This window comes from Streptococcus sp. 27098_8_23 (assembly GCF_041432195.1).
In the GTDB taxonomy this organism is placed as follows: Bacteria; Bacillota; Bacilli; order Lactobacillales; family Streptococcaceae; genus Streptococcus.
In genome coordinates this window covers 1-19,087 of sequence record NZ_JAPVZF010000009.1, presented here as the reverse complement: position 1 = coordinate 19,087, position 19,087 = coordinate 1, and the positions used below count along the sequence as shown (strand labels likewise).

Sequence of the window (19,087 nt, the reverse complement as noted above, 5' to 3'; positions counted from 1 at the left end):
AATCTATATTTCTCTCAAATACTCGTTGAAAAGATCTTCATCAAGTATTCCGTTTTCAATTAAATTCTCAACTGCAGTTTCAATTTTTATCAAACGATTTAACTCATTGTTAGGCAGTGTAGCCATAATAACTTCTTCCATCACTCTACCTCATTTCTTCCATCTCTTACTTTTTGCAAATAATATTTATATATTTCATTGCTACCATGGTCATTTACTAACTTTTCAAGTGCCCTATTGACTACTTCAGACACGCTCCTATAACCACCATACTCTTTAATGGCTTCGACGTGGTCATATAGATCTTGTGTAATCGTTGCTTGTATCTTTCTAGGCTTCACTCAACCTCCACGACTTCAAACAAAGGACTGTTGAATATTTCTCCGAACCCCGCTTCTTCTAGTTCTTTGCGGGTGTGATGTTTCCTAAGCTCTCCAAAACTGCCAAGACTTCTAAACTTCCAAGTATTCGAAAGTTCCCCGAAAAATAAACACTCGCATTCTTCATTCACACCTTTGATTTTCACCAAATACAGCTTCTCTTTCTCGACCTCGTAGCCGTCCAGCCATGCTCTGGCGAATGTTTCTTGGTTGTCTGAGTCTTCATCTTCAAAGAGCCAACGATAAACGCTTTTGTTTTTTGCTTCTTCAGAATGATATAATGCGTGAGCTAAAGTAATTTTCCTGACTTTGCAATACTCAATCCAATCCGCTACAGACTGCGGAATTTGGACTTTCCCTGGTTCGTCTAGTTGTTTCACTAAATCCAAAACATCGTCCAAAGCAACATAAAACTTTTCTCCATACAATTTATCTAAATTTCCAATTTTCTCAATCAATTCCTGCTTATTCATCTTAGTTTCCTCCATAAATCAAATAAACTGCAATAACTACCTGAGACATTCCTGGCGAATAGCCAACCCAATCATCAAACTCCTTAGATTTTGGCAACCACCTCTTAGTAGCTCCCAAATCATAGTCTTTAGGTTTTTCATCAGCAAAGATACATTCCATCGCTCCCATAAACGTCATGCCATCTTCTGTCATTTCCCAGAAATAGTCTGCTCTGTCTCTTACCGCTTGTGGTAAATCTTGCTTGGGAGGTTTGGGTTTCCCATCTTCTACCGACCAGCCGTATACTCCATTAACTTTTTTCTTTAATTCTTCCATCATCTTCTAACTCCTTTTTTCTTTATGCTGCTTTTGATACTAATTTCGTTTGCTTCATCCATTCATTGGCTATGTCCCAGACATCCTTTGGGACATCTTCGTTATACTTTCCACGAAACTGGACTATCTTACCCTGCTTTACCTCGAGTGTGTAAAGAGGTGTTTTTGGTTGATTTGATAAGCGTACAAAGACTATTAAGGTATCCCCTTTGAAATGCTTGTCTGTGTATGAGCTTACGCAGTGATGTAGCTTCTTACCTTCGTAGATCAGTTCTGCCACTTTTCTAGGGACATGAAATGCATATCCATTGATTGTCTTATCCATTCCTTCTCTAAGTTTGAACTCAGATTCAAGCTGCTTGCGTTTCTTCTTATCTTCCAGTTTGCGTCTTTCTTCAACGAATTGATTGTATAATCCGACTGTGTGATTGTGCATGGCCGTGAAGTCCTTTGGTACAAGCATAGCATCACCTTCAGGCTCAATACCCATCTCTCGAAGCATTTTGAGGTAATCAAGATATTCATTGAATTCAATACTATTCTTGATAACCCAATTCTGAAACTTATTGATCCCTACACCTTTAGGTATATGCTTGATATCGTGGTATGTCAGATAAGACTCGATGCCAGGTACTAGCTGGCCGTTCCGTTCTTTTAATCGACGGCTCAATTCAAATTCATTAAAACTACGATTTGAGTTCTTAAAGAATTGTTTATTCTTCTGAAGCCATCTACGGTTCAAGGTTCGCATATCTACGGTTCTTGTGAATCCAAACCTATAATTTGGATACATGATTTCGTTGGCCAACCTATAAGCATGAATTTTCTGAGCGAATTCAATTTCAAACTTGTATTTGTAAAGCCGTTCAATTTCCCAGTAATCGATGTATCCAAACTTCAAATATTTGAGCTCAGATACTTTTCTAAGTCTCTCAGCCCAGTTGTTTGGATAAAAAATATTTCCTGTGTAAAAACCGCCACTAAAGAAATTGGCGAATAGAGACGGATAAAATTGTCCGTTGTAATCTTGGCCAATCTTCACATGTTTGTCATTTTCAAATCTCTCCAAATTTGTAAATTGCCAATCAATAAACTGTTTTCCTTCAACCAGCTTCGAGCTAAATTCATAAGATTGAATCTCGATGCGTTTCGACGTGCTGAGAATGATTGAGAAAAAATAGGTCTTGTCATAAAAAGTGAGCCGTGATGACTTTGTCAGTCGCTTCTCTATGCAATAGCCAAGGTTCAAATCTGAAGCGATTATGGTCTTGTCCTTATTGCTCCATTTATACGTTGTGATTTGCGAGTAGCACCAGCGCCAGAAATCTGCAGGTGGTTTCAATCGTCTATCAGCTTCTCGCTTCCATTGTTCGTTTTTCATTCGTCCAAGAAATCGAAAATGCTCATTTGCTTTTCGACTACTCCTTTCTCTTCCTTAATTTTGACCACTTTAACTTTATTTTCAGGAGGAATTTTTGGTTTCTCTGCCTTCTTCTTGACGGATTCTACAGGCACCTGCTTCATGTTAGATACTTGCGAATTTGAGATAAAATATTCTCGAATCCATCTGAATACAGTAGCATCATCGATACAAGCGACTCCATTTTCAGCAAATTTACGAGCTTTCTCTTTTGCGAAGCTTAAAGCGCATTTTAGAGAGTATCGCTCTTTTAAGATTCCTTTAAATAATTCCTCATCCTCCTGATCGCATATCCAGTTATGAATACGGTCAAGTGAGTTATCATGTGGTTGATTTAATTCCTCTAGCAACTTCGCCAGGGCTTTTTCTTTGATTTCATTCATATCATTTTCCAAAAAATGCGACTGCCTTTGTGTGCTTGGCTAAATACGGGCAGTCGCTCGTCCAAGGTCACATAACCTTTACTGACACATTCCTAGCTCGCTTTTAACGTGGTTCGCGGCACGTTGATTTTGTTGCTAAGTAATAGCAATCTATCGCACCATAATCAAACCTCACATCGTCTTTTCCGATGTGTTTCTTGAATTTTGGTCTGGTGATACCTGAGAAAGCCCATTGATGGTCTTTCATCCGTTCGATAAGTTCATCCACATTGTTAAAACTTCCAAGAAAAAACTTGCAGTGTCCGTTGTAGGCGAAGTAAAGATTCAATAACAAGAGACACCACCTTTCTAAAAGTACTCTTTCCTTTTATTTTTTAAGTCATTAAATACCATCAGATGATCATTGTCTACACCCTTCATCAACCGACTCATAAACGGTCGACCATATCGCTTCTGAATTTCTTGTGCAGTCAGATTAGTCGTGATAACCGTATTGGCCCTTTTGTTGAGAATGTTGTAAAGGATATTGAAGGACCACTCACTGTCCTTCTCCATACCAAGATCATCCAAGACCAAAAACTTTGCACTAGCGATTTTATTGACCAGGAACTCTTCCTGACTAAAGTCCGCCTTGATTTTCATTAACAAGTCCGTGACATTGATAAAGATGGCAATTTCCTTTGTAGTCTCTGATAAATATTTCATCATAGCAAAAGCAAGATGGCTTTTACCTGTTCCAGCTTCTCCTTGAAAAACAATATTGTTCCTAGCGCCCTCGGACCACTCCCGACAAATCCTCTTTGCAAAAGCTAGCTTTTGCGCTTCTTTTTCAGTCGGTGTGTCGAAGTTGTCAAGAGTAGCATTTTTCAGGACATCATCATAGAGAGAGAATTTCTCAAGATAAAATTTCCGCTCTCGCTCATGCTCTGCATCAGCCAGCTCATCAACTTTCAATTGATTCTCTGCATGGATCCGTTCTGATTCGCATAAGCGACAGAGTACATCATTTGTCCGGAGGATTTTGATAAGAGGAATTCCGTGCTTGTCGCAAATTTCATCCTGCTGTTCAGTATTCCTGAGGTAAGATAAAGCCGTTTCTTCTAGTGCATTGGTTACCATGATACCTTACCCCCACAAGCCTGCCAGCTAGCCATATCTGACAAGCAGGCTATGACAGTAGAGAGAGGTTGTTTTATAAGCAGTGACTTCTTTTCTTCGCTAATAGGATAAAATTCATCTTCAAATTGCTTGATAACTTCTAAAATCCCCATTCATCTTTTACCTCCTGTCCTGATTTTTTCTCCTTGTGTTGCTTTTCCGATTGTCGAACTTGTTCAACTGTCGTAACCTGGTTCATCTGCCAATTTCTTAAAATGCCACCAATATATTTGATGTTTGGTTTACCTAAATTAATAGCTGTCTTCAATGCTTCTTTAACTAGCTCAGCATCATTTTCCTTTAGCAGATGATTGATTTCCTCAATCTCAAAACCTGATAGTAATCTACGAAACTCAGATTGGAATAATTCAAGGATGTTTTCGCTACTACTAGTAGTAGTTATATTCTTATCTTTATCTAATCTATTCTTAATCTTAGTCTTATCTCCTTCTGCTTCTTCTTCTAGTGCGTTACCGTCCGTTACTGTAACGTTACATGTAACGTTACCTAGTGCAAGACTTTTCTGTTTTTCACGGTGTCTTGCTACACGATTCCGTGTTTGTTCCTTGATTCTTTCCATGCCATCAATATTTTGGTGCTTCTCCCAGTTTGGTAATGTGATGACTCCGTCGATAATCTCAATCATTCCAAACTGTTCAAAGACTCCTAGAGCCATTCTTACACTATTTAGAGGTCTTTGAAAAATTGTAGCAAGCATCTCATCAGTGTAATGAACTTTATCTGACATCATCAAAAGTCCGTTGCGATTATGTTTGCCAGCAAGAGCTAGAATTTTAAACCAAATAACCAAAATTGCATCATGATCTGGTAGTGCATCAATAAGACGTATCTTTTCATCATCAAAAATATCCGTCGTAATCTTAATCCATTTGATTTCACTCATGCGCTATTCCCCCAGTATTTTTCTAGGTCAATATTCATCACCGCAGCAAGGTTCTTTTGCTCGGTCAAAATTTGACGACGATAAGGAGCAAGTCCTGCTTGTCGCTCTTCCTCGCTACGAGGCAAGTAATATCCGTTCGGCTTCATCTTTTTAGCCACAATAGGATGACCAAAATTCACACGCAGACTCTCAATGACCTCTTCCAGCTTACGCTTCGACAGTCCAGTTTCTAGGCGGATTTCGCTCGCTTGAATGGGCAGGTCGAAAGTAGCGCAATTCATGATCATGTTTAACACACGGATTTCCATCTCGCTCATGTCACGGCTAACAGTCATGTCTTTGCCCTCCATTTTCTTGGATTCTTACGGAAATCCAAAGTCATTTCCTGATAAAGCAAACGCCCATTTTCTTCTAAGAGGCCTGCATTTTGACTTCTTAGAAGATCATTATTTCTCGCTTCTTCATGATAATCACGAGCCAGTCTGTCATAATCTTCGATGCATGCTCTAAAAACTTGTGGTACGTCCTCTATCGATGAAGGAAGTCCGACAGGTGGTTGGGAATCATAAGTGAATCCTCTATCACAGTTTTTCAAGTTTCTTCGGGCAACTTCTCCGAAATCTTCTGTTTTTTCAATGATGACTACTACATTTTGTTCATCCGATTTTTCATTTTTATCAGTCAGTAGCAACAGGATGAATACCACGATAAAGATTGCCACTAAGCCAAGCAATTGGCTTGATAAAGTTGGTTCTGTCATTTTGTTCTCCTTTACGCTCTTAATTTTCGTACTTGTTTTTCTAACTCTAAAATCTCATAAACATCATTGACATCGTACATAATATCTTTCCCTTGCTTACGAAATCTTAATCCTTTGCGTTCTAACTTCTTAATATAGCCGTGAGTAAAGCCGAACTTCTTCATCAAAGCCTGTTGATTGATTGGCATACGATCATTCTCTAACTGCTCCTTGACCTGCTTTTCAGCAAAGGCCAATAATTGATTCGTGAACAATTCAGCACTTTCGCCATCCAATCGTAATTGTAACGTTATTCCTTCCATTTTCTACATCCTCTCAACTATGCGGGCAAGCATTTTTGTGATATAATGGTTTTAATTATTTAAGTATGCGCCTGATTGCTGTCAGGTGCTTTTTTGTTTTTAAATAACCACGTTTCGTGGCCTTGGATCTGAAAAAATTTCGCCAATATCTTTTTCTAGAATATCGGCGATAATAAACATTTCGTCTGATTTAAAAGCGCTCTGTCCCTTCTCTTTCTGACGATATGCCGTCTCAGAAATTCCAAGTTTTTGAGCTAATTCTTTCTGTGTAATGCCTTTTTCTTTTCTTAGTTGATACAAATAAATTTGCACGTTCCTACCTCCTTATCTTAATTCATCTGAACTCTCAAAATAGCATTAACTAATTCCTGCTCAGAGCTTTCTTGCTTATTTTGGGTTTTGGCAATAAAGTCTGAGTAAGCATCTTTCCAAGCCTTGACTATTTCTGTAGTTGAGGCTTTTATTTTCCCGCTATATGGATACCGTCTTGGTCTCATTTCCTCACCCCTTTCAAATATGGTATAATCAAAATAAAACGATTGGAGAAATAATATGTCATTTGACCTTTCTAAATTAAGCCTAGGCGGTGGCTTCGCAGGCAATTCAAAAGCCTTTCAATGCCCTGTATGTTCAGGTTTCTCTTCCCATTTATGGACTTATAATCCTATTAATATCAATAGAGATTACAACGAATCTATCAAATTTATTATAATTGCACAATGTCAGGCCTGTAATCAATTTTCTATTTGGATAACAAATGAAATCCAAATAACGTATAGCCCCAGGGTCGTATTAAACACAAGCGATGCAACGTTGGCATTAATTTTCCCAAATGTTGCCGAAGGAGTGCCTAAACCTAATAATGATATGCCTGATGATGTGAAAGAAATCTATATTGAAGCAGGCGAAGTTCTAAATATCTCGCCTAGAGCTTCTGCAGCTCTATCCCGTCTAGCTATTGAAAAGCTTGTTGCTCATTTAAACGCACATGGTAAAGATTTAAATACCCAAATTGGAAGTCTTGTCTCTAAAGGAATGCCAATAGAAATTCAACAAATGCTAGACAGTGTTAGAGTAATAGGGAATAATGCTGTACATCCAGGTCAAATAGACATAAAAGATAACAAAGAGTTAGCTTTATCATTGTTAAGTTTTATCAACTTGATTGTAGATAATCGAATCACCCAACCTAAAAAAATTCTAGACATATATAACCTATTACCTGATTCCTACCGAAATTCTATTGAAAGAAGAGATAATTAATCTTTCTCAAAGATTAATACATTTTCTTTGTCCCAATACTGAGTTACAACTCTAATTGGGTCATCTTCTGTTCCTTTCCCTCGTTTAAATGTAATTTTTATTAATTCAACAATTTCAACACTTTCCACCTCTTTTCCTCCTTTCTCTTTTTTTTGCTCTATGAGCAATAACTAGGAGGGGAATCGCACCCCTCTACGCTACCCTAGCTTCTTTCGCTTCTTCAACCTTTTCAAGAACCAAGATTGTAAGAGCCATTTCTTGAAAATCTTTGTCGTCAAATCCGATGACGTCGCCATAAACTCTGATTGCTGTTAGTAGTGTGTTGTACAATGCGTACATATCATCTACTGATAACTTTTCACGATCTAGGATTTCTCCAAGTTTCAATGAGCGTTCTCTGCGATTCTTGACTTGTAAGATTTCTTTTGCTAGTGCGATTTGTTCTTGTGTTGTAAGTTCTTTATTCATGATGTTTTCCTCTGCTTTGTTTTTGTTATTTCCTTAAGCTTGATTTAATTATAGCACACGTTTCGTGGGCTGTCAACAATTTTTTTACGAAAAAGTAAAAAAAGTTTTCTTTTCGTGGGTTTTGTGTTATACTTTACTTATAGAAAAATAAAAAGGACTCAATCATGAATAAAGAAGAAATTGCCATTGTAATAGGCGAAAATATAAAGCAATATAGGCTTCAAAATGGTTGGACTCAACAAGAATTAGGGACTAAGATAGGGATAAGTAAAAATGCTATCGGGAATTATGAGAAAGGTTTTAGATCTCCTAAAAAGGATACAATGTTTGATTTGGCGAATGCTTTTAACATTTCGATTGATGACCTTTTCCCTCCGATTCAAAAAGACTCTTCTTCTCCCACTTCCTCCATCCAAACCATCTACGATGAACTAAACCCTACAAGACAAGTAAAAGTCCTGAATTATGCAAAGAGGCAACTGAACGAGCAGAAAAACGAAGAAGAAACGAAGGAAAACGAAGTATCAGAAGTCATTCAGCTCTACAGTTACGACTACTACGACCACCCAGCTTCTGCAGGTACAGGCCAGTATTTGAACGATGTACGAGTGGAGCGGATTGAGTTGCCAGTAGATATCGATGCCGACTTCGTCATTCCAATCAAAGGGGACTCCATGGAGCCTGACTATCATGACGGCGACCTGGTATTCATTCAGACCAGCGTGGACTTAAATAACGGTGTTATCGGAGTATTCAACTACAACGGCGATGCTTATATCAAGCAGCTTGTTATTGATGAAGACCAAGCTTACTTACACAGCCTAAACCCTGCATACAAGGACATGCCAATCACACCAGACACAGACTTCCGAATTATCGGCGAAGTCGTGGACATTTATCGGGAGAAATAAAAACCATAGCCGAAGAGGTCATGGTCAAAGAAGAATATCTAGCATTAGTAAATTAATCAGTAAGGAAAAAAATGAAGAAGATAACATTATTAACTACAATCGTGGTTCTTATAACTTTATTAGCATCTTGTAGTGAAACAAAAGAAAATAGCGCATCAAAAACTAGTGAAATATCAAAAACATCTTCTAGTTCTAGTCATGGACTTGAAAAATCAGAAGGCAAAGCGAAAATTAAGCCAGCTAAAAATTTTAAATCAACACCGATTGGAGATTATAAAATTGTAGATAATAACTGGTACGGAGCTTGGCCTGATGATACAAAATTAGTTATTGATGACTCAGTGATTCAAGTTGTTGACCCAAGTACAGTTTTTTCAAAGTATTTAATTCATCTAAACGGGAAAAAAGATAACCCTGCTATTTTAAAAATATTTGTTGATGATGAAGAGGATTTTGATGTAACTAAGGTATCAAAATTTTATGTCAGAGCAAACGGAACTCACTCATATAAAGGGAAAGAAATTCCTCTATTTTTAGTGGATGGTTTTGAATATTAAAATAAAAAAATCCCCACACTCTCCGACTGCCAAGTTTTTGAGTGTGAGGTTTCAACCTTCCATGTGACAAGCAATGGAAAGGATGATAAAAAAATACAATTATAGTTTATCATAAGTTCTACACCTTTTCAACTATGCGGGCAAGCAATCGAAAAGAAAGGACTTTTTATGATAAAAAAATACATTACAAAAAAAGGAGAGACTAGATATCTCTTTCAAACATACCTGGGCATAGACCCTGCAACTGGAAAAGAAAAACGCACAACAAGACGTGGTTTTAAAACTATAAAAGAGGCCAAGGCTGCCGAACGTGACCTTCTCTTAGACGTTGAAGAGAATGGTTTTTCAAACAATGAAGATTTCCAGAACCCTACTTTCACTGAAGTCGCTGAGTTATGGCTTGACAGTTATAAAAGCACTGTAAAACCAACAACCTATCAGAATGTTAAGAAAAAGCTTGATATTATGATTGACTCATATTTTACAGATATGAAGATTCAGCAAATCAGTGTAGCTTATTGTCAAAAGGTTGCTATCAAGTTAAGTAATCGCTATATCCTATATGCTAATTACTACTCTGTCATCAGCCGTATTTTCAAGTATGCCGCTTCTCTTGACATCATTAAGTCAAATCCCTTAGACAAGATTATCAAGCCTAAAAATAAACCCTTAAAGGGCAAAGAAAACTACTATACAAAACAGGAACTAACGGAATTCCTTAAAGTTTCCAGAGCAAATTTTAAGCCTGTAGACTACACTTTTTTCCACTTACTCGCTTTTTCTGGATTGAGAACTGGAGAGGCAATCGGCCTCATGTGGTCAGATGTTGACTTTGAGAATAAACGGTTAAGCATTTCTCGCACGGCTGTCGTGATTGGCAAAAAACAAACTGTCCAGGATCCTAAAACCAAAAGGAGTAAGAGGGTTATCACCTTAGATGATGAAACTCTGAATGTTTTGAAACTCTGGAAACGACAGCAAATAAAAGAATATTTCCAGGCTGGTGTGCCTTACAAACATGATTCAAATTATATTTTTACGAATGACATAGGGGGATGGCTTTTAGCCGCAACTATGAAAGTGAAGCTTAGCAGATTCTTTTGTAAACACAAAGATCTTAAAAAAATTTCGCCTCACGGATTTAGGCATACACATGCTTCTCTTCTGTTTGAAGCTGGTGTTACAGCGAAAATCATTTCAGATAGACTCGGTCACAATAATGTTCAAATCACCCTTGATATGTATACCCACATCAATGATAATCAACGTGTTGAAGTCGTTGACCAGTTCATGGATTTCATCCGCTCCAGCTAAAAGTAAAGTCGTATTCAATCTCGTATTCACTTTTGCTTAACACGCTATAAGTCCACTGGTTTCAAAGGATTAGCAAGCTGTGTACTATTTATGGTATAATGAGAGAATGAAATACCCAAAAATTGATTTAAAAACCATTCGTCTGCAGACGAGGCAGTTTCAGGCTGAAAATCCCCGCCTCTTTCTCGTCTATCTCTTACCTAGTATGCTGGTCATCTTGTCAGGCTTTCTCAACCCCTTGGCTCGTCTCCAAGAAAGTGTTTTAGAGCAATCATTTTTCAGCATGCTAGCACAAGTGCTCCAAGCCTATCTCTTCCCGCTAGTGGTTTCTTTTATGAGCACGATTTTTCTAGCAGGTGCTGCTTTTGCGACACTCCGACTCCTCAAGGATCCTGATACAGAACTCTCAGTAAAATCAAGCCTGGCCCTCTTTGCTGCAGAGCGCTTCTCGCAAACCTTCCTAACTCTGCTCCTCAAACGTTTCTACCTCTTTTTATGGAGCATTCCAAACTTAGTAGGCGTTTATTTTCTCTTTCATAGCAATCTCTTAGCTCGGAGATTTGTCGCCCTACATCCTGAATTTCCAAAATTAGACCTCTCATCAGTTGAAACCGAGCAATTCCTTATGACCTTTGGCCTCTACTTTTTCGCGAGCCTCATCTTGATGATTGTGGGCAATCTCCTCTACGTACCGCAACATTATGCCTACTCGCAGGTAGAATTCCTCCTCTGCGATACTCTAGATTTAGGACAGGCTAAATCCCGTCAAATCCTGAAAACCAGCCGTTTCTTGATGAAAGGTTACAAATTCCAGCGCTTTGTCCTCGACCTACAACTACTCCCTTGGTACTTCCTCAACTGGATCACCTTTGGAATTGCTAGCTTTTCACTCCTTCCCTATATCCAGAACAATCACATCTTCTTTTACAGAGCCCTACTAGCCCGTAAACGTCGAAATGGATAAGAGTCTACAAAAACCAGCGTCGTTCAGGACGCTGGTTTTCTTATTTCAAAAGTAACATACTCAGCAGAGTCAAAATAGCAGGCCCACCTTGCTTCAGAATAATCTTCTTGATTATCCTGAAGGAATGACATGCAAAAAAGAAGAGGGAACTCAATCAGTTCCCAACTTCCATTTTAATGATTAGTTCATTGAAACGTGAACGTGGTCATAGTGGTTTTCGGTCACACTACCACGATCCGGCATTGGATTCCACGTGTAAGCTGGTCCATATTTACTATCGTATGGAGCGTAGAAACGTTGCTTCCAGATGATATAGTTGATACCACGGCTAGCCATATTTTTGACTGCATATTCTGCAATTTGATCCCCGAGTGCTGAACTCACTGGAACCATGAAGTCGATGGCCAAACCTTTACCATGGTCCCCACTGTCACCAGGACGGTAGCCACTAAAGGATGTAATCCCAAACAAGTTGGCTACTTCTTCTTTAAAGGCTGCCGTTTGTGGTTGAAGACCAGCATTCTCAGACTTAGCTACAGCAAGTCCTGCATAGTCAGGAGCCGCTGGAGCTGAATAAGTTCTTGAAGGAGTTTGGCTTTGCTCTGCTTGATAAGTCGAAGTTGCAGTGTCAGAAGTTGCTGTTGATGCTGCTGTTTCTTCTGCTGCACTTGTTCCTGTTGTATCAGCAGGCGTTTCAGTTGCCGGCGCAGCTGCTACTGGTGCTTCTGCTGGAGTTGTTGCTGCCGTTTCTTCGGTAGCTGGAGTCGCCACTTGTGGAGCTTCTTCTTCAACTGGGCGAGTTGTTTCTGCTACTGGTGCTTCCGCTGGAGTCGTTTCAGCTGTTTCTTCAGCTACAGATGTTTCTGTAGATGGTGTCTCTTCAGCAACTGTCGCTGTCTCAGAAACTTCTGAACTTGGCGCTACTTCTGCTGGTTTTTCAGTCTCTGTTGCAGTTGGAGCTTCCTCAATTGGTTGAGAAAGGTCTTCTACTTGAACTGTTTGTTCATCGACTGTCACTTGATTCGTCGTCAAATCAGCTGTCGCAGTCGTCACTTCTTCACTAGCATCTGATTGAGGAGCTTGGATTTCAACTTCCGTTACCTCTTCTGCCTCATTGACAGTTGTAGTGAGGACAGTATCTGGGAAAATCAAGTCCATATTGGTAATTTTATTCAAATTAGCAAGGACCGTCACATCTACTCCCAAAGCTTCTGCAATCGTGCTCAAAGTATCACCATACTGTACTGTATAGCTGTTTTTGTTCTCGTTTTTCGTCACGTCATTTTGGATTTGCTCAACGCTACGTGCTGTCCAAGAGATTTCTTGAGCTTTAGCTCCTAATGCGGGAGCAAGAGACAAGGCTACAGTTGAGGCTAAAATAATTCTTTTCTTCATTCGTTCATATTCCTTTCAAATGAGTACCTGTCTATCATAACACAAAAAAAGCAGAAAAAAAGCCCTTTCGGGCCTATTTAACAGAACTGTCTATTCCTTGTAACAAACTCGATTACTTGAAATAGTTTGTTAGGTTTCTGTCACAAAACTGACACAATCTTCTCGCCCCCAATCCTCAGAAATATGAGGAATATCTGCTAACTCTTGAATCATGTGATTCCCTTCATAAGACGACTCTAAAAAATTGATGCTTTGAAGGCCGCTATTCTGGGCAAATTCCACATCCAAAGTCCGGTCCCCTATATAATAGGTCTTCTCAGGATCCAGCTGATACTTGTCTAACAGATAGTCAGCCGCTTGTGAATTAGGCTTACGCGCAAAGCCACTCTGACTGGTTAAAATCTCTTTGAAATAGGATTCCAACCCCAAGTCTCTGAGAATGGTAAAAGCATTGTCCCCCTTATGAGTATAGACAAACTGCCGAATCCCTGCTTGGTCTGCCCAAGCTAGCACTTCACGCGCACCTGGCATCAAAACTACCTGGGCATTTTTCTCAGCCAGGCTCTGGGCACGTACCTGATTGAGCACTTCCGCATCCAGGTTTCTCTCTTCTGCCACCTGCTCCAGCAAATCCTGCACAGAAAACTTGAGGATAAACTCTCTCACTTTCTCCTTATCATAAGGAATAGAAAACTGTGCAAAGGTCTCCTTAATCCCTGACAAAATCGCTTCGTAAGAGTCCAATAAAGTCCCGTCTAAATCCCAAATAAAGGCTGTTTTTTGCATCTCCTATCCTTTCAAGCTCATATAACGCTGGTAACGGTAACGTAGAAATAACCAACGAAAACCATTATCCAAGAGAGTCCCTGCCCAAATACCAGGCAAGCCCCAACCAAGAACAATCCCCATCAGATAGGCTGTGCCAATGCGGATACACCACATCCCAATACTTGTTGCATAAAAGGGGAGGCGAGCATTCCCCAAACCCTGCCAAACTGCAGTATAGATGACTGTTCCTGTCGCCATGGGAGTTCCTAGTAGAGAAAACAGTGCCACCAAAACGCTCGCTTCGACCGCTACAGGGTCGATCGTATAGAGATGAGTCAATGGTGTCCCCAAGGCATAGATACTGAGAGTTAAGGGCAACATGAGAAGTAGAGAAAGCCAAAAGGTTTGCTTGCTCAAATCATCTACTCTTTCCCAGTTATTCTCTCCAACTGCTCGAGCTACCTGCATGACCGTCGCCGTAGCGACGCCAAAGGCAGGCATATAGTTAAACTGGGTCAAGACTTCTCCGACTGCATTTCCCGCTACTGCCTCCGTCCCAAAAGAGACGACCAAGGCAATGATCACTACATCTCCAGCTCGCATCATGAGACGTTCTCCTGCCGCTGGCAAAGCCAAAGTCAATAGTTCCTTATCTAAACCAAAAGTCGGTTTCTCAAAAGGCAGCTTTAATTGCGACCACAAAATCACAAGACCGACTAAGCGAGACAAGATAGTCCCCCAAGCAACACCCGCTATGCCCATATCAAGGACAAAAATAGCTAGACTTGAAAAAAGAATATTCAAGGCATTGGATAAAAGACTAACATAGAGAGGTAGACGCGGATTATGCGTTGCACGAATCAAGGCACCTAGACTGGTCATCAAGCCCAAGAGAACAATCGATCCACCCACCAAAGATAGGTAGAGTCCACCACTCTCGGCCACATCCTGCTCAGTTCCCAAGAGCCCTATCATCTCTTGCCCAGCAAAGAGCGATAAAGCGCCTAAAAGTGCACTCAGCAATAGGGTTATCTTGAGAGCCTCTGTCACGTGATAAGCCAACTTGGACTGATCTTTCTGCCCCAAACTTTTTGAAATAACACTGGAGATAGCAGCTCCCAGAGCGATAAAAATCGCCTGGTAAATGGTGATAATATTGCCAGCCACTGAAACACCTGAAATAGCGATTAAGCCCAAGTGAGCGACCAAGTAACTATCCACCATGCCCATAAGCATCTGCAAAAAGTTTTCACCCATAGCTGGCAATGCAATATTAAGAATGCCTTTATTTTTCTTAAACAATCTCTCCTCCTGATGAAAAGAAACTCAGTTGGTTTCCCAACCGAGTTTACTCCCTCTGTCTTAAAGTCCTAGATAAGCCTCCACCGCTGCTTGCATGTCTGCAGCTGCCACTGTTGTTTTATGACGAACTGGAGCCGTTTCAAGGCCATCCACTGCTGGTGGCACTGCCACTCCTGAAATGTCATGTAATTGAGCCAAGGCTTCAAAGTCAGTCAAGCCTGCTTTTCCTGTTACCGCTTCTACGGCAACCACTGGGAACTTGTAAGGACTAGCTGTTGAAGCAATCACTGTCTTAGTCGCATCGCCAGTAGCCGCTTGGTATTTTCTATAAACAGCTGAGGCAACCGCCGTATGTGGATCCTCGATATAGGCATCTGTATCATAAACACGTTTAATTTCTGCCGCAGTTTCTTCCTCAGTCGCATATTCAGCTGCAAAGAGTTCCAGAATCGCTGCATCAAAGTCTGTCAATTCATATTGTCCTTGTGTACTCAAAGCATTCATGAGTTCAGCTGTCTTAACCGCATCATTCCCCAAAAGATGGAAAATCAAACGCTCCAAGTTTGAAGATACTAAGATATCCATAGATGGGCTAGTCGTTACCTTAAACTCACGTTTCTTATCGTAAACACGTGTTTTGAAGAAGTCTGTCAAGACATTGTTGTCATTTGAAGCACAGACTAATTTACCAACTGGCAGACCAATTTGCTTGGCATAAAAGGCAGCCAAGATATTTCCAAAGTTTCCTGTTGGTACTGTGAAGTTGACCTTATCACCAGCTACAATCTCACCAGACTTGACCAACTGAGCGTAGGCATAAACATAATAAACAATCTGTGGTACCAAACGACCAATGTTCATAGAGTTAGCTGATGAAAATTGCAGTTTATTGGCAGCCAACTTTTCACGAAGAGCTACATCGTTAAACATATGTTTCACATTTGTTTGTGCATCATCAAAGTTTCCATCAATGGCGATAACATGAGTATTGTCGCCAGTCTGAGTAGTCATTTGCAACTCTTGCACCTTGCTGACACCATCCTTTGGATAAAAGACGATAATCTCAGTTCCAGGCACATCGGCAAACCCCGCCATAGCAGCTTTCCCAGTATCACCAGATGTCGCTGTCAAAATGACAATCTTGTTCTCTAAACCATGCTTTTTAGCGGCTGTCGTCATAAAGTATGGCAAGATAGACAAGGCCATATCCTTAAAGGCAATCGTTGAACCATGGAACAATTCCAAGTTGTATTGCCCATCCAGTTTCACCAATGGCGCAATAGCTGGAGTATCAAACTTGCTATCGTAGGCATTGTTGATACAGTAGTCCAACTCCTCAGCCGTAAAGTCATCTAAAAATGCTGATAAAACTAATTTAGCCACTTCTTGGTAAGAAGCATCTTTTAATGTGTCAAAGTCCAAATCCACCTTTGGATAAGTAAGTGGTGTAAACAGACCACCATCCGTTGCCAAACCTTGCAAAATAGCTTGGCTGGCAGTTACTGTATTGTTGGCATCACGCGTTGATTGATAAACTAATGTCATGAATCTCTATCCTTTATCTATAGTCTCTTCCATTATATCATGATTTTTCAGAAAATTCTCCCTTTATAAGAGAAATTATAATCCCAATTCTTTCTTCAAAGGCTCTAAATAAACCATTTCTTGCTTATCTCTTTTCTCCAGTCCTTCCTCAGCTAGGATGAGTAAGTCTTTAGAAAACTCGAGAACCGCAGCTTCTTCTTCATCTGTGAGTTGTTTTTTAGAAAATTGTCGCCTCAATGACTTATAATCACGACCAAATGTGGTAAAAAATGGTGCAGATTGCAAGTAAGCTTCTAACTTGTCTAAATGAACCAACAATCCCAAGTGAAAGGCAGCAGAAGCAAAAGTTCTATCTAGAGGTTGCGTACACACACTACGAAATTCAATAGTCCCTCGAGTCGTTAAGTCTTGGTACTGGTAACTACGATGAGTTTGGAAATCTTCCTCCTGAGGATGAATTAACACCTCATCCCCATTAAGGGTAAATACTTGGATTTCAGGTGTAGCCAAATAGTCCCTAGCCTGAATCGGATAAAAATAATAGGTCTGCCCATCACGCTCCGCAGTAAAGATTGCAGAATGATCTAGATAATCAAAAAAATCATTCTCGTCTTTGAAGAGTCTGGCATTGACGCCTACATTTTCAGGATAAATCCCGTGCATAGACTCTTCCCAAAAAATATCCCTTGAAATCTTAGTATCCCAATCTTCCCCTGAAAACTCAGAATTGGCAAATAAAAAGGCTTTTGCAGCTTCAATTTGTGTAAAAGCATTGATAACCCGCAAGTAGTTGGACTTTGAAACGTCCAGTTGAACCTGACTTCCACAGATAAAGGCACCATACTCAGGGAAATGATGTAAATCTGATTTAGTTACATTTCTACTCAAATTCAGATAATCCATCAACATCTGATAGCGGGGATAAGCCACTGGACAATTCTCATTTTTATCCCAGTTGGGATGAATGCCGCAGCCAACAATAGCATGGTTAGCTTCACCCAACTTATTCTGAATCGTAGCCATATAGAAGTTAAAGCGTTCTTCCACCTCTTGGATAGATTCGGCCTTTCCGAATGCAAACTCAATCGTCGTATAAGCAACCTCAAACAAGATCGTATCTTGGCTGACTGGATCAAGCAACTGAATTGGATTCCCAAAATCATCCACTTTTTCGATAGTAAAGCCCAGTACTGATGGTAAATACCGAAAGAGATCCTTAACAACTTCACCATCTGTAGCTTTACCCTCTAAATTTACAATAGGATATTCTAACTCAATCCCAATAAATAAATCTGGGTTCTCTTTTATATTCTTTAAGTAACGTTTCTTTAGTAATTCAACAGACCGAGACATTAATCACCAAACTCTTTCATAATCAAAATAAATTGTGAATAAGTAATATTATACCAAAAATACACTAAAAATGATTAGAATAAGAAGAAAAAGATGATTCATCAGTAATCTGTACTTAAAGAAAAATATCAAAATCTTCACTAAATCAAAAAAACAAGATCCGAAAACCTTGTCTTTATCACTATACCGGCGGCCGGGGTCGAACCGGCACGTCCTTGCGGACACTGGATTTTGAGTCCAGCGCGTCTGCCAATTCCGCCACGCCGGCAAATAGTAACTGGGGTAGCTGGATTCGAACCAACGCATGAGGGAGTCAAAGTCCCTTGCCTTACCGCTTGGCTATACCCCAATAATATAAAATAGGCGAGTGATGGGGATCGAACCCACGCATGCCAGAGCCACAATCTGGTGTGTTAACCACTTCACCACACCCGCCATAATCATATTAACACGGGCAGTAGGAATTGAACCCACACTGAAGGTTTTGGAGACCTTAGTTCTACCTTTAAACTATGCCCGTAACTAAAGTAATGGAAGGGGAGGGATTCGAACCCCCGAACCCGAAGGAGCGGATTTACAGTCCGCCGCGTTTAGCCTCTTCGCTACCCTTCCAAGTTATAAATAAATATGGCGCGAGACGGAATCGAACCGCCGACACATGGAGCTTCAATCCATTGCTCTACCAACTGAGCTACCGAGCCAAATTGCGGGAGCAGGATTTGAACCTACGACCTTCGGGTTATGAGCCCGACGAGCTACCGAGCTGCTCCATCCCGCGTTAATATAAAAAGGAGGATGTGGGATTCGAACCCACGCACGCTTTTACACGCCTGACGGTTTTCAAGACCGTTCCCTTCAGCCGGACTTGGGTAATCCTCCAATAAATAGTCCGTACGGGATTCGAACCCGTGTTACCGCCGTGAAAAGGCGGTGTCTTAACCCCTTGACCAACGGACCATATTTATAAATGGGCACGAGTGGACTCGAACCACCGACCTCACGCTTATCAGGCGTGCGCTCTAACCACCTGAGCTACGCGCCCAAGTTTAAAAAACTTGGTAATTGAACAAAGTTCAAAGCGGGTGACGAGAATCGAACTCGCGACAACAGCTTGGAAGGCTGTAGTTTTACCACTAAACTACACCCGCTAA

General features: G+C 40.3%; 26 protein-coding genes and 11 tRNA genes. 5 read left to right on the top strand and 32 right to left on the bottom strand.

Features of this window, described 5'->3' with window-relative positions:
- Nucleotides 1–3: 3 nt before the first annotated feature.
- The 14 genes from O3652_RS09370 to O3652_RS09305 form a co-directional block, all read right to left on the bottom strand.
- Nucleotides 4–141 (bottom strand): hypothetical protein, encoded by a 138-nt coding sequence (locus O3652_RS09370; RefSeq protein WP_185761844.1) that lies wholly within the window; start codon nucleotides 139–141, stop codon nucleotides 4–6.
- Between the two features lie 196 nt (nucleotides 142–337).
- The gene (locus O3652_RS09365) at nucleotides 338–853 is read right to left on the bottom strand and encodes a DUF1642 domain-containing protein (RefSeq protein ID WP_185761845.1); all 516 of its coding nucleotides are present in this window, start codon (nucleotides 851–853) and stop codon (nucleotides 338–340) included.
- Between the two features lies 1 nt (nucleotide 854).
- Complete coding sequence (locus tag O3652_RS09360; RefSeq protein WP_371590351.1) at nucleotides 855–1,172, bottom strand: hypothetical protein; 318 nt, start codon at nucleotides 1,170–1,172, stop codon at nucleotides 855–857.
- Between the two features lie 19 nt (nucleotides 1,173–1,191).
- Nucleotides 1,192–2,550, bottom strand: a complete 1,359-nt coding sequence (locus O3652_RS09355; RefSeq protein WP_371590350.1) for a PcfJ domain-containing protein — start codon at nucleotides 2,548–2,550, stop codon at nucleotides 1,192–1,194.
- Nucleotides 2,547–2,972, bottom strand: coding sequence for a Cas9 inhibitor AcrIIA9 family protein (locus O3652_RS09350; RefSeq protein ID WP_371590349.1), 426 nt, complete (start codon nucleotides 2,970–2,972; stop codon nucleotides 2,547–2,549). The genes O3652_RS09355 and O3652_RS09350 overlap by 4 nt, the downstream gene beginning before the upstream one ends.
- A 103-nt stretch (nucleotides 2,973–3,075) precedes the next feature.
- The gene (locus O3652_RS09345; protein WP_371590348.1) at nucleotides 3,076–3,306 is read right to left on the bottom strand and encodes a hypothetical protein; all 231 of its coding nucleotides are present in this window, start codon (nucleotides 3,304–3,306) and stop codon (nucleotides 3,076–3,078) included.
- 14 nt (nucleotides 3,307–3,320) lie between these two features.
- Nucleotides 3,321–4,091 carry an ATP-binding protein gene (locus tag O3652_RS09340; RefSeq protein ID WP_371590347.1) on the bottom strand — a complete coding sequence of 257 codons (771 nt, stop codon included), beginning with the start codon at nucleotides 4,089–4,091 and terminating at the stop codon, nucleotides 3,321–3,323.
- Nucleotides 4,085–4,243, bottom strand: a complete 159-nt coding sequence (locus O3652_RS09335) for a hypothetical protein (RefSeq protein ID WP_197018553.1) — start codon at nucleotides 4,241–4,243, stop codon at nucleotides 4,085–4,087. The genes O3652_RS09340 and O3652_RS09335 overlap by 7 nt, the downstream gene beginning before the upstream one ends.
- Nucleotides 4,231–5,034, bottom strand: coding sequence for a phage replisome organizer N-terminal domain-containing protein (locus tag O3652_RS09330; protein ID WP_033583927.1), 804 nt, complete (start codon nucleotides 5,032–5,034; stop codon nucleotides 4,231–4,233). Before O3652_RS09330 ends, O3652_RS09335 begins: the two co-directional genes overlap by 13 nt.
- Nucleotides 5,031–5,369 (bottom strand): hypothetical protein, encoded by a 339-nt coding sequence (locus O3652_RS09325; protein ID WP_371590346.1) that lies wholly within the window; start codon nucleotides 5,367–5,369, stop codon nucleotides 5,031–5,033. The genes O3652_RS09330 and O3652_RS09325 overlap by 4 nt, the downstream gene beginning before the upstream one ends.
- Complete coding sequence (locus O3652_RS09320; RefSeq protein WP_371590345.1) at nucleotides 5,366–5,794, bottom strand: hypothetical protein; 429 nt, start codon at nucleotides 5,792–5,794, stop codon at nucleotides 5,366–5,368. Before O3652_RS09320 ends, O3652_RS09325 begins: the two co-directional genes overlap by 4 nt.
- Nucleotides 5,795–5,805: 11 nt before the next feature.
- Nucleotides 5,806–6,096 (bottom strand): hypothetical protein, encoded by a 291-nt coding sequence (locus O3652_RS09315; protein ID WP_000398535.1) that lies wholly within the window; start codon nucleotides 6,094–6,096, stop codon nucleotides 5,806–5,808.
- A 99-nt stretch (nucleotides 6,097–6,195) separates the two neighbouring features.
- Nucleotides 6,196–6,408, bottom strand: a complete 213-nt coding sequence (locus tag O3652_RS09310) for a helix-turn-helix transcriptional regulator (RefSeq protein WP_371590344.1) — start codon at nucleotides 6,406–6,408, stop codon at nucleotides 6,196–6,198.
- Nucleotides 6,409–6,425: 17 nt separating this feature from the next.
- Nucleotides 6,426–6,593, bottom strand: coding sequence for a hypothetical protein (locus tag O3652_RS09305; protein ID WP_371590343.1), 168 nt, complete (start codon nucleotides 6,591–6,593; stop codon nucleotides 6,426–6,428).
- A gap of 55 nt (nucleotides 6,594–6,648) precedes the next feature.
- Between O3652_RS09305 and O3652_RS09300 the strand changes: the two genes are divergently transcribed.
- Complete coding sequence (locus O3652_RS09300) at nucleotides 6,649–7,359, top strand: DUF4145 domain-containing protein (RefSeq protein ID WP_371590342.1); 711 nt, start codon at nucleotides 6,649–6,651, stop codon at nucleotides 7,357–7,359.
- Here O3652_RS09300 and O3652_RS09295 read toward each other — a convergent pair.
- Together O3652_RS09295 and O3652_RS09290 are read right to left on the bottom strand one after the other, a co-directional pair.
- Nucleotides 7,356–7,487, bottom strand: coding sequence for a hypothetical protein (locus tag O3652_RS09295; RefSeq protein WP_268722846.1), 132 nt, complete (start codon nucleotides 7,485–7,487; stop codon nucleotides 7,356–7,358). The genes O3652_RS09300 and O3652_RS09295 overlap by 4 nt on opposite strands.
- 64 nt (nucleotides 7,488–7,551) lie before the next feature.
- Entirely contained in the window at nucleotides 7,552–7,827 is a 276-nt protein-coding gene (locus O3652_RS09290; RefSeq protein ID WP_371590341.1) for a hypothetical protein, read from the bottom strand.
- A 164-nt stretch (nucleotides 7,828–7,991) separates the two neighbouring features.
- Here O3652_RS09290 and O3652_RS09285 point away from each other — a divergent pair, with 164 nt between their 5' ends.
- The 4 genes from O3652_RS09285 (at nucleotide 7,992) to O3652_RS09270 (ending at nucleotide 11,573) form a co-directional block, all read left to right on the top strand.
- Entirely contained in the window at nucleotides 7,992–8,738 is a 747-nt protein-coding gene (locus tag O3652_RS09285) for a S24 family peptidase (protein ID WP_371590340.1), read from the top strand.
- Between the two features lie 71 nt (nucleotides 8,739–8,809).
- A complete protein-coding gene (locus O3652_RS09280; RefSeq protein ID WP_371590339.1) occupies nucleotides 8,810–9,295 on the top strand; it encodes a hypothetical protein in 486 nt (161 codons plus the stop codon).
- Nucleotides 9,296–9,463: 168 nt separating this feature from the next.
- Complete coding sequence (locus tag O3652_RS09275) at nucleotides 9,464–10,609, top strand: tyrosine-type recombinase/integrase (RefSeq protein WP_371590338.1); 1,146 nt, start codon at nucleotides 9,464–9,466, stop codon at nucleotides 10,607–10,609.
- A 106-nt stretch (nucleotides 10,610–10,715) separates the two neighbouring features.
- A complete protein-coding gene (locus tag O3652_RS09270; RefSeq protein ID WP_371590337.1) occupies nucleotides 10,716–11,573 on the top strand; it encodes a DUF975 family protein in 858 nt (285 codons plus the stop codon).
- Nucleotides 11,574–11,753: 180 nt separating this feature from the next.
- Here O3652_RS09270 and O3652_RS09265 read toward each other — a convergent pair whose 3' ends face one another.
- The 16 genes from O3652_RS09265 to O3652_RS09190 form a co-directional block, all read right to left on the bottom strand.
- Nucleotides 11,754–12,968, bottom strand: a complete 1,215-nt coding sequence (locus tag O3652_RS09265; RefSeq protein WP_042901983.1) for a LysM domain-containing protein — start codon at nucleotides 12,966–12,968, stop codon at nucleotides 11,754–11,756.
- Nucleotides 12,969–13,097: 129 nt separating this feature from the next.
- Complete coding sequence (locus O3652_RS09260; protein ID WP_070568101.1) at nucleotides 13,098–13,754, bottom strand: HAD family hydrolase; 657 nt, start codon at nucleotides 13,752–13,754, stop codon at nucleotides 13,098–13,100.
- A 3-nt stretch (nucleotides 13,755–13,757) separates the two neighbouring features.
- Nucleotides 13,758–15,038: an MATE family efflux transporter gene (locus O3652_RS09255; protein ID WP_371590336.1), complete on the bottom strand. Its 1,281-nt coding sequence runs from the start codon at nucleotides 15,036–15,038 to the stop codon at nucleotides 13,758–13,760.
- A gap of 60 nt (nucleotides 15,039–15,098) precedes the next feature.
- Nucleotides 15,099–16,583 carry a threonine synthase gene (gene thrC / locus O3652_RS09250; RefSeq protein ID WP_371590335.1) on the bottom strand — a complete coding sequence of 495 codons (1,485 nt, stop codon included), beginning with the start codon at nucleotides 16,581–16,583 and terminating at the stop codon, nucleotides 15,099–15,101.
- A gap of 75 nt (nucleotides 16,584–16,658) precedes the next feature.
- Nucleotides 16,659–17,936, bottom strand: a complete 1,278-nt coding sequence (locus tag O3652_RS09245; protein WP_371590334.1) for a gamma-glutamylcysteine synthetase — start codon at nucleotides 17,934–17,936, stop codon at nucleotides 16,659–16,661.
- A gap of 184 nt (nucleotides 17,937–18,120) precedes the next feature.
- Nucleotides 18,121–18,204, bottom strand: a tRNA-Leu gene (locus O3652_RS09240).
- A 9-nt stretch (nucleotides 18,205–18,213) separates the two neighbouring features.
- Nucleotides 18,214–18,285 (bottom strand) — tRNA-Gln (locus O3652_RS09235).
- 13 nt (nucleotides 18,286–18,298) lie between these two features.
- Nucleotides 18,299–18,371 (bottom strand) — tRNA-His (locus tag O3652_RS09230).
- 14 nt (nucleotides 18,372–18,385) lie between these two features.
- Nucleotides 18,386–18,456 (bottom strand) — tRNA-Trp (locus O3652_RS09225).
- Between the two features lie 11 nt (nucleotides 18,457–18,467).
- Nucleotides 18,468–18,548: transfer RNA gene (locus O3652_RS09220), tRNA-Tyr, on the bottom strand.
- A 16-nt stretch (nucleotides 18,549–18,564) separates the two neighbouring features.
- Nucleotides 18,565–18,637, bottom strand: a tRNA-Phe gene (locus tag O3652_RS09215).
- 3 nt (nucleotides 18,638–18,640) lie between these two features.
- A tRNA-Met gene (locus O3652_RS09210) sits at nucleotides 18,641–18,714 on the bottom strand.
- Between the two features lie 11 nt (nucleotides 18,715–18,725).
- Nucleotides 18,726–18,815 (bottom strand) — tRNA-Ser (locus O3652_RS09205).
- A 6-nt stretch (nucleotides 18,816–18,821) separates the two neighbouring features.
- Nucleotides 18,822–18,893, bottom strand: a tRNA-Glu gene (locus O3652_RS09200).
- 11 nt (nucleotides 18,894–18,904) lie between these two features.
- A tRNA-Ile gene (locus O3652_RS09195) sits at nucleotides 18,905–18,978 on the bottom strand.
- Nucleotides 18,979–19,013: 35 nt separating this feature from the next.
- Nucleotides 19,014–19,084: transfer RNA gene (locus O3652_RS09190), tRNA-Gly, on the bottom strand.
- Nucleotides 19,085–19,087 lie beyond the last annotated feature (3 nt).